The organism is Agathobaculum sp. (genome assembly GCF_022775115.1).
GTDB lineage: Bacteria > Bacillota > Clostridia > Oscillospirales > Butyricicoccaceae > Agathobaculum.
This window is the reverse complement of the sequence record NZ_JALFLA010000034.1, coordinates 20,491-29,427: the sequence shown is the minus strand read 5'-3', so window position 1 is coordinate 29,427 and position 8,937 is coordinate 20,491. Positions and strand designations below refer to the sequence as shown.

Below are 8,937 nucleotides of genomic sequence, written 5' to 3'. Positions count from 1 at the left end.
CACGCGCTGATCGAGACATGTTTTGTGGACGACAAGGACGATATGACCTTGTACAAGGCGAGATTCAACGACATCGCCCGCGCGATTGCGGACGGTGTGGCCGAGGGCTTTGGCAAGATGGTTATAGAAAAGGAGGAGGAGGACGAAACTATGACGATGGAACAGTTTCAGGCGATGTATGACAAGGTAAACCCGCTGTACACGGCGGTGTCCGATGTACCGGACTACTGGCAGGCCGAGTTGTGCGAGCTGATGCAGTGCGGCGCGATCAAAGGCGACGGCAAGCATGAGATCTCCATCCGGCGCGAGGAGTTGCAGGCGGCAGTCGTGGCATATCGTGCGGCCGTGGCGGTCAGCAGATAAAGTGACAGTAATGCCCCTTGCAGGCCGCGTGCGGGCTGGAGGAGCAGGCGATAGGCTATTTGCTGCAGTATCAGTACGGTGAGCAGCTGATCCGTAAGCTGGCCGAGGTGATGGAGAAGTAACTCGACTGTGCCGGGAATCTGACGACAAATTGACGACACGAGGGCATAAAAAGGTACGAGAAAGCGCAAAAGTCAGCATTCCAAAACACACGATTTTAGAACTTGCGTGCGTTTAAAAAACGCGAAAGCGTGCGTTTAATGTGTGATTTGTGTCGCTTTTTGCGGGAATTGAATACCCCGTAGTTTAGTGCCTTGCGGAGAAGTACGGCCTGAAGGCTGCGCGCCGTGCGCCGCAGTTCTCCAAACGCTAAAAGCGAACAAAAACTTACCAAAGCCCCGAAGCCATACCGGCCTCGGGGCTTTTCTTTGCCTGCTTCGATGAAAAGCATCCATGCGTACCGCCGCACGCTGCCGCTGCGCTGACTGCATAAGCGCTTTCGACCGCATGTCATCTCTTTGCTTGCGGAACGCAAATCCATCGGCCGTGGTTTGTATACAGATTTACCCAAAATATACTCGACAATCACACCGCACCATGTTATAATAATTGCATAAAGAAGAAAGGATTTCTTCCTTTTATAATTGTGGAGGTGTATAAAAATGGAACATTTACCTATGTCAGTGCGTGTGCCGATCGAGCTGGATAACCCCAGTATCTGCCGCGACGAGGAAAAGTGCATCAAGTGCGGAATGTGCAAGAATATCTGCACGGAGGCCATTGGTGTCCACGGTACATATACGCTGGAGCAGACCGGCGGCAAGGCGATCTGCATTCACTGTGGCCAGTGCGCCAACGTTTGCCCGCCGAACAGCATCACCGAGTGCTATGAGTATTCTGCGGTCAAGGCGGCAATCTCCGACCCGGACAAGGTAGTCATCGTCAGCACCTCGCCTTCTGTTCGTGCGGCGCTGGGTGAGGAGTTCGGCGTTGCCCCCGGTACGTTTGTTCAGGGTAAAATGGTGGCGCTGCTGCGCGCGCTGGGCGCGGATTATGTGCTCGACACCAACTTTGCCGCCGACCTGACCATTGTTGAGGAGGCCAGCGAGCTGATCGAGCGCGTCACCAAGGGTGACCGCCCGCTGCCCCAGTTTACAAGCTGCTGCCCCGCTTGGGTGAAATTCGCCGAGACCTACTATCCCGAGCTGCTGCCCAATATCTCGACGGCCAAAAGCCCGATCGGTATGCAAGGCCCCACCATCAAGACCTACTTTGCCAAAAAGATGGGCATCGACCCGAAAAAGATCGTAAACGTGGCGCTGACGCCCTGCACCGCCAAGAAGTTTGAGATCCGCCGTGAGGAGATGAACGCGGCTGGCCGGATGCTGGGCGACAGCGAGATGCGCGATATGGATCAGGTCATCACCACGCGCGAACTGGCGCTCTGGGCAAAGGAAGCGGGTATCGACTTCGCCTCCCTGCCGGACAGCGACTATGACCGCCTGATGGGCACCGCCTCGGGTGCGGGCGTTATCTTCGGCAACACCGGCGGTGTGATGGAAGCCGCACTGCGTACCGCTTACGCCTACCTGACCAAGCAGCCTGTGCCCGATGCACTGCTCGATTTGCAGCCTGTCCGCGGCTACGAGGGTATCCGTGAAGCCAGCGTGGACATCGCCGGTACGACGGTCAAGGTGGCCGTGGTATACGGTACCGCCAACGCGCGCAAGCTGATCGAGCAGATCAAGGCGGGCGGCAAGCAGTACCATTTCATCGAGGTCATGACCTGCCCTGGCGGCTGCATCGGCGGCGGTGGCCAGCCCAAGAACATCATGGCCGACGGCGACGCTATACGCAAGTCCCGCATCGCCAGCCTGTACAGCCGCGACGAGGCCATGACCCTGCGGTTAAGCCATGAAAACCCCGAGATCAAGGAAGTGTACGAAGCCTTCTATGGCCAGCCGCTGAGCGAGTTGGCGGAGCAGCTGCTGCACACTGCTTATGTAGACCGCAGCAGCGACCTGCAAGCCGTTTGACCGCCGCATACGGTAAGCGATTCATCCCAACGTGTTGCTGATGACAAGGAGCCGGTCGGCTATGACCGGCTCTTTTTTACGTCTGTCGGCAGAATGCCGCCGCTGGTCTCCTTATTCTTGGCAGGCTGCGGCCGGTGCAGCAAAATTTTACCGCGTCGGCAGCAATTACCACACGTGCGGATACGCTGCCGAATTGACATTGGTTCGCCTGACTGCTACCATAAAAACAGAACACAGGCGGCGGGACGAGCTCCGCGCCGCCGCGCACCCATAAAGGAGGATACCGGATTTGAACACCACCACAACGCTGGCCACCGAGGATATCAGGCGTGTCAAGGCGCTCGGCTTTTTGCAGGACAAAACAACGGCCGACTGCTTCAATGGCCGTGTCATCACGCGCAACGGCAAGATCACAGCCGAGGAGATGACCGCTATCGCCGAGGCCGCCCGCCGCTTCGGCAGCGGCGAGATCGCCATGACCACCCGCCTGACGTGCGAGATCCAGCGCGTTCCGTATGACAGCATCGAGCCGCTGCGCGCCTTTTTGGCCGATTATGGCCTGATGACCGGCGGCACGGGCGCAAGAGTCCGTCCGGTCGTTTGCTGCAAGGGCACGACCTGCCAATACGGTCTTGTTGACGCCTACGCACTCTCGCGCGAGATACACGACCGATTCTTCGTCGGCTGGCGTGACCAGAAGCTGCCGCACAAGTTCAAGATCGCTGTTGGCGGCTGCCCTAACAACTGTGTCAAGCCCGATTTGAACGACATCGGCATCGTTGGCCAGCGCGTGCCCGCCCACGACATGGACAAATGCCGCGGCTGCAAGCTCTGCCAGATTCAAAAGGCCTGCCCCATCGGCGTCAGCTATCTGGGGGACGGCAAGCTGGTGTATGACAGCGAGCGGTGCAATTATTGCGGCCGCTGCGTTGAGCGGTGTCCGTTCGGCGTTGTCTCGGCGGAAAAGCAGGGCTGCCGCGTGTACATCGGCGGGCGCTGGGGCAAGCACACAGCCACTGGCCGCCCGCTCGCGCCCGTCTTCACCGATAAGGACGAGGTGCTCGCCGTCATCGAGCGAGCGCTGACGCTGTTCCGCGATCAGGGCGAAGCCGGTGAGCGCTTTTCCGACACGGTCGCCCGCTTGGGCTTTGATACCGTGCAGGCGCAACTGCTCGCCCACTGACAACCCATCCCTGCAAAGGCTTGCCGCCCTCCGGCGCGGCGAGCCTTTTTATTTGCTTTTTTTATCCGCCCGTGTTAATATTTAGTTAGTTAAATTAACTGATAGAAAGGCGGATCGAATTTGGCAGGCGCAGAACAAATCAATGCGTTTTTGGTCGATGTGTTCGACCGTGTGAATAAGATCGAGGAGCGCTCGCTCACCGCCGGGCTGGGAAACGCCATCTCGATCACCGAGATCCATATCATCGAAAAGATCGGAGACTTGGCGCCCGTCCGCATGAGTGAGGTCGCCCGCTCGATCGGTGTTACCCTTGCCACGCTGACCGTCGCATGCGGCAAGCTGGTCGCCAAAGGGCTTGTCCGCCGTGAGCGGGACAAGGCCGACCGCCGCGCGGTCAACATTTCGCTGACCGATAAGGGTCGCGCCGCTTACGAATACCACAAGGCCTTCCACGCGCGCATGGTCGCCTCGGTGCTGGACGCGCTCACCGCCGAGCAGGCCGCCGTGCTCGGACGGAGCTTGGAACGGTTGCAGGACTTTTTGCTGGCCGAGGAAAGCGTGGGCGCGCAGCCTGCCCCACAGCAGGACGGCGCGCATGGCTCTGCCGGTGAGGAGCAGGCCGGTTTAGCCTGATCCCGCCCTGTGCGCCTGCCCTTCACCGGGCGGCGCGGTTCATGGAGAGGGGCTTTCCTCACTATTACACTATGATATAAGGAGCAGATACGATGCAATACATTCCCCTTATCACGCTGATCGCCGTGCTGGTGCTGCTGGTGCTGGTCATTGTGCTGCTGGTCCGCCGCCCGGTGCAGACCGGCGGCGACGCGGGCGGCTCGATCGCCGCACTCGGCACGCTGGTGACGCACAGCCTGAAGGAAGGCCGCGAGGCGCAGATCGCCCACCTCACCGCAATGGACAAGGGCTTGTCGGACAAGCTGGGCGGTGTGACCGATCAGCTCGGCCGGTTTGAAAAGCGGCTGCACGATTTTACGGCCGAAACGACACAAAATCTGGAGAACATCCGCGCGACGGTGGACAAAAACCTGCGCGCGATGCAGGATGACAACAACAAAAAGCTGGACGACATGCGTGGCCTTGTCGATGAAAAGCTGCAAAAGACCCTGTCCGAGCGGATGAACGAGTCGTTCAAGCTGGTCAACGAGCGGCTCGAGCAGGTGTATAAGGGGCTGGGCGAGATGCAGGTGCTCGCGCAGGGGGTGGGCGACTTGAAAAAGGTACTCACCAATGTCAAGACCCGCGGCATCGTGGGCGAGATACAGCTTGGCGCGATCTTGGAGGACATTCTCGCGCCCGAGCAGTACGGTGTCAACGTCGCCACCCGGCCGAACAGCCGCAATGTGGTCGAGTACGCCGTCAAGCTGCCGGTGGAGAACGGTGATTTTATCTGGCTGCCGATCGACTCCAAGTTTCCGGGCGATACCTATGGCAATCTGCGCGATGCATATGAGCAAGGCTCGCGTGAGCAGATCGACGCCTGCGCCAAGCTGCTCATCCAAACGCTCAAGGCCGAGGCCAAGGATATCCGTGATAAATACCTTGAGCCGCCCTATACGACCGACTTCGGCATTTTGTTTCTGCCGTTTGAGGGGCTGTACGCCGAGGTGGTCAGCCGCGGCATGGTTGAGGTGCTGCAGCGTGAGTACCATGTCAATATCGCCGGGCCGAGCACGATGGCGGCGCTGCTGGGCAGCTTGCAGATGTCTTTCCGCACGATCGCCATCCAGAAGCGCTCGGGCGAGGTGTGGAGCGTGCTGGGTGCGGTCAAGACCGAGTTTGACAAGTTCGAAGCCTGCCTGAACCAAACACAGACCCGGCTCGATCAGGCCAGCCGCGAGCTGGAAAAGCTGGTCGGCACGCGCACGCGCGCCATCCGGCGCAAGCTCCGGGGCGTGACCGAGCTGGGCGAGGATGAGACGCGGGCGCTGCTTGGCACGGGCGAGGAGGACAGCCGCGCGGACGAGGAATAGTCCGCCGCAACAAGCACAAACGCCGCCGCACTCCCGCAAAATGGGAGAGGCGGCGGCATTCATGGCCGCGCGGTGAGCAGATAGTAGCCCAGTCCGCGTGAGGCGCGGATCTGCATGACCGAGCCGACAGCGCGCAGCTTGCGCCGAACCAGCGACAGATACACCTCGATATGGTTGTAGGAGGCATCGAAGTCCCAACCCCAGACCTTCTGGTGCAGCAGATCGCGGGATAGGATGCGGCTGGGGTGGAGCAGGAACAGCTCGATCAGCTGCAATTCACGGGCGGACAGGCGTACCTGCCCGTCTGCGCCGCACAGCAGAGAGCGGGTGCGGTCAAGCGTCAGGTCGCCCACACGCAGCAGCACAGGCTGCGGCGCGGCGGTGCGCCGCCCGAGTGCGCGCACCCGCGCAACCAGCTCGTTCATCTGAAAGGGTTGGGTCAAAAAATCATCCGCGCCCGCGTCCAGCGCGCGCACCCGGTCGTCCGCGTCCGCGCGCGGCGCGACGATCAGCACCGGCAGTGCGCATCCGCCACTTCGAATGAGGTCAAGGTACTCATCGGTGTGCTGCGCCGCGCCGTCGGACAGGCAGACGGCTACATCGTACATCCCCGGAGGAATGGCGGCCTGTAATTGCGCGGGATACGGCAGCTCATCCACCAGCATGTGTGCCTGTTTCAAAGCCGTGGCGACCGCCTCCGCTTTGCCGCGGCCGATCAGCAGAATTCGCATACGAAACGCTCCTCTGTTTTAGCTGCTTTTACTGTAAGGGAGGTATGTGGAGATTTAGTGTACAGTCGTTAAAGTTTTTGTGAATCGCTTATTTTTTCAATCTTTATTCAATAAAAGGGTAGTATGATAGGCGCGTGAGCCAATCGGCAGACGCAGGAGGGAACAGATGTGAAATTGCCGTTCATCAAAAAGAACAAGGACATTGCAGACGGTGCGCATACGGTGCGGAAAAAGCACAAGCGGCCGGGCAAAAAGCTCGTTATTCCGCTGGTTATCGTTGCCATGGGCGCGGCCGTTTTGGGTTTGCGGGGCGTGCTGTCCGGCGGGAAAGACGCCGGCGCACAGGCGTATACAGAAAGCGCGGCCGAGCGGCGTGATATCCAGCTGACGCTGTCCTCGACCGGCACGGTCAAGCCGGCCAACCAGTATGACGTGACCGCCTCGGTGCAAGGCGAAGTGCTCGTCTGCACGTTTGAGGAGGGCGATACGGTCAAAAAGGGTGATACGCTGTACGAGATCGACAAGACCGACGCCCAAAATTCCATTGAGCAGGCAAAGCTGTCCTTGCAGCAGAGCCAGAACAGCTATAACCAGACGCTGGAAAGTCTGGATGAGCTGAACGTCAAGGCGGGCGCGGCCGGCGTGGTGGTCAAGCTGTATGTCAGCGTGGGCGACCAGGTGGCAAACGGTGAGAAGATAGCCGACATCCGGGATGCTTCCACCATGGAGCTGACCCTGCCCTTCAACGCGGCGGACGCCGCCGCGTTCGGCGTGGGCGCGGCAGCCACGGTGACGATGGATGGCTCGTTTGAGACGCTCACGGGTACAGTGACCGCGATAGACGGGGCGGACAGCGTGCTCGACGGCTACCAGATCGTCCGCAATGTGACCATCCGTGTGAGCAACCCGGGCGGTTTGTCGCCCTCGTCAGCGGCGACCGCGACCATAAACGGCATCGCCTGCAATCAGGGCGCGAACTTTACTTACCTGTCCGAATCGACCATCACGGCCAGCGCTTCGGGCAAGCTCGAGGCGCTGCACATCCGCGAAGGCTCGTCTGTCGCGAAGGAGCAGGTGGTGGCGACGATCGCCTCCACCGCGACGCAGAATCAGGTGACGAACAGCCGCCTGTCGCTCCAGCAGTCGCAGCTTTCCTATCAGAACACGGTGAGCAAGCTTGAGGATTACACGATCACCGCGCCGATCGACGGCACGATCATCACGAAGAACACCAAGGTGGGCGACAAGCTCGACGCGACCAACGGCCAGAATAAGCTGGCGGTCATTTACGACCTGTCCTATTTGACCTTTGACATCTCGCTCGACGAGCTGGATATCGGTCAGGTAGCGGTCGGCCAGACGGTCGAGATCACCTGCGATTCGCTGACCGAAGCGGGCACGTTTGAAGGTGTGGTGACCAAGGTGTCTATCGCGGGTACGACTGCCAACGGTGTGACCACCTACCCGGTCACCGTGCGGATCGACGGCGCGCCGGACGGCCTGCTGCCCGGTATGAACGTAGACGCGACGATCGTCGTGGACAAGGCGGCGGACACGGTTGCCGTGCCGATTGCAGCGGTCCAGCGCGGCAATACGGTCTATGTCAAGGATCAGGGTGCAAAGAACACCGACGGCGCAATGGTCGGCGGCGCGCTGTTGCCCGACGGTTGGCGCGCGGTCGCGGTTGAGACCGGCCTGTCGGACGGTAACTATATCGAGATCATCTCGGGTATCGAAGCGGGCGATATCGTCTATGTGCCGCAGATCGAGCGGGTCTCCTCCGGTGAGCAGGTCATAGTGCCCGGTGGTGGTATGCGCGTTGAAGTGGACGGCGGCAGACCGGACGGCGGCAGACCGGACGGCGGTGCGCCCGGCGGCGGCGCACCCGGCGGCGGAGGCGGTATGCCATGATACAGGAGCGAACGGGAGCGCCGCTGATCGAGCTGCGCGAGGTTTATAAGATTTACCGGATGGGTGAATCCGAGGTGTACGCCGCCGACGGTGTATCGCTTGCAATATACAAGGGCGAGTTCGTGGCCATCGTCGGGCAGTCAGGCTCGGGCAAGTCGACGCTGATGAACATCATCGGCTGTCTGGACGTGCCGACGCGCGGCGCATATTATCTCAACGGCGAGGACGTGTCCGAGCTGACCGACGATGAGCAGGCCGAGATACGCGGCAAAACACTGGGCTTTATCTTCCAGCAGTACAACCTGATCCCCAAGCTCAATGTGCTGGAAAATGTGGAGCTGTCGCTGCTGTACGCGGGCATACCGGCCGAGGAGCGCGCCGCGCGGGCGCGGCGGCAGCTCGCTCGCGTCGGCCTTTCGGACAAGGAAAAGAACCTGCCCAGCCAGCTTTCGGGCGGCCAGCAGCAGCGTGTGTCGATCGCGCGGGCGCTGGCGGGCGAGCCTTCGGTCATTTTGGCTGACGAGCCGACCGGCGCGCTCGACTCGCACACCAGCCGCGAGGTGCTGGATTTTCTGCAAAAGCTCCATGGCGAGGGCAACACGATCGTGCTCATCACGCATGACAACAGCATCGCGGCCGAGGCCGAGCGCGTGGTGCGCGTGGCCGATGGCAAGATCATCTTTGACGGCCCCGCGCGCGAGGCGTTTTCAAGGGGGGACTGACAG

General features: G+C 60.5%; 7 protein-coding genes and 2 pseudogenes. 8 read left to right on the top strand and 1 reads right to left on the bottom strand.

The window, feature by feature from the left end:
• The 6 genes and pseudogenes from MR935_RS04650 to MR935_RS04625 all read left to right on the top strand — a co-directional run.
• Positions 1 to 363: pseudogene (locus MR935_RS04650) on the top strand (hypothetical protein); the annotation flags it as partial.
• 662 nt (positions 364 to 1,025) lie between these two features.
• A pseudogene (locus MR935_RS04645) lies at positions 1,026 to 2,387 on the top strand ([FeFe] hydrogenase, group A); the annotation flags it as partial.
• A gap of 73 nt (positions 2,388 to 2,460) precedes the next feature.
• Positions 2,461 to 2,673 carry a hypothetical protein gene (locus tag MR935_RS04640; RefSeq protein WP_290571469.1) on the top strand — a complete coding sequence of 71 codons (213 nt, stop codon included), beginning with the start codon at positions 2,461 to 2,463 and terminating at the stop codon, positions 2,671 to 2,673.
• Between the two features lie 15 nt (positions 2,674 to 2,688).
• Positions 2,689 to 3,582: a 4Fe-4S dicluster domain-containing protein gene (locus tag MR935_RS04635; RefSeq protein ID WP_330636447.1), complete on the top strand. Its 894-nt coding sequence runs from the start codon at positions 2,689 to 2,691 to the stop codon at positions 3,580 to 3,582.
• 120 nt (positions 3,583 to 3,702) lie between these two features.
• Complete coding sequence (locus MR935_RS04630; protein WP_290571467.1) at positions 3,703 to 4,215, top strand: MarR family winged helix-turn-helix transcriptional regulator; 513 nt, start codon at positions 3,703 to 3,705, stop codon at positions 4,213 to 4,215.
• A gap of 92 nt (positions 4,216 to 4,307) precedes the next feature.
• Complete coding sequence (locus tag MR935_RS04625) at positions 4,308 to 5,570, top strand: DNA recombination protein RmuC (RefSeq protein WP_290571465.1); 1,263 nt, start codon at positions 4,308 to 4,310, stop codon at positions 5,568 to 5,570.
• 59 nt (positions 5,571 to 5,629) lie between these two features.
• Here the strand turns inward: MR935_RS04625 and MR935_RS04620 are convergent, their stop codons facing one another.
• A complete protein-coding gene (locus MR935_RS04620; RefSeq protein ID WP_290571463.1) occupies positions 5,630 to 6,301 on the bottom strand; it encodes a response regulator transcription factor in 672 nt (223 codons plus the stop codon).
• A 168-nt stretch (positions 6,302 to 6,469) separates the two neighbouring features.
• Here MR935_RS04620 and MR935_RS04615 point away from each other — a divergent pair, with 168 nt between their 5' ends.
• Together MR935_RS04615 and MR935_RS04610 are read left to right on the top strand one after the other, a co-directional pair.
• Positions 6,470 to 8,212: an HlyD family efflux transporter periplasmic adaptor subunit gene (locus tag MR935_RS04615; protein WP_290571461.1), complete on the top strand. Its 1,743-nt coding sequence runs from the start codon at positions 6,470 to 6,472 to the stop codon at positions 8,210 to 8,212.
• Positions 8,209 to 8,934 (top strand): ABC transporter ATP-binding protein, encoded by a 726-nt coding sequence (locus tag MR935_RS04610; protein ID WP_290571459.1) that lies wholly within the window; start codon positions 8,209 to 8,211, stop codon positions 8,932 to 8,934. Before MR935_RS04615 ends, MR935_RS04610 begins: the two co-directional genes overlap by 4 nt.
• The last annotated feature ends 3 nt before the right edge of the window (positions 8,935 to 8,937 follow it).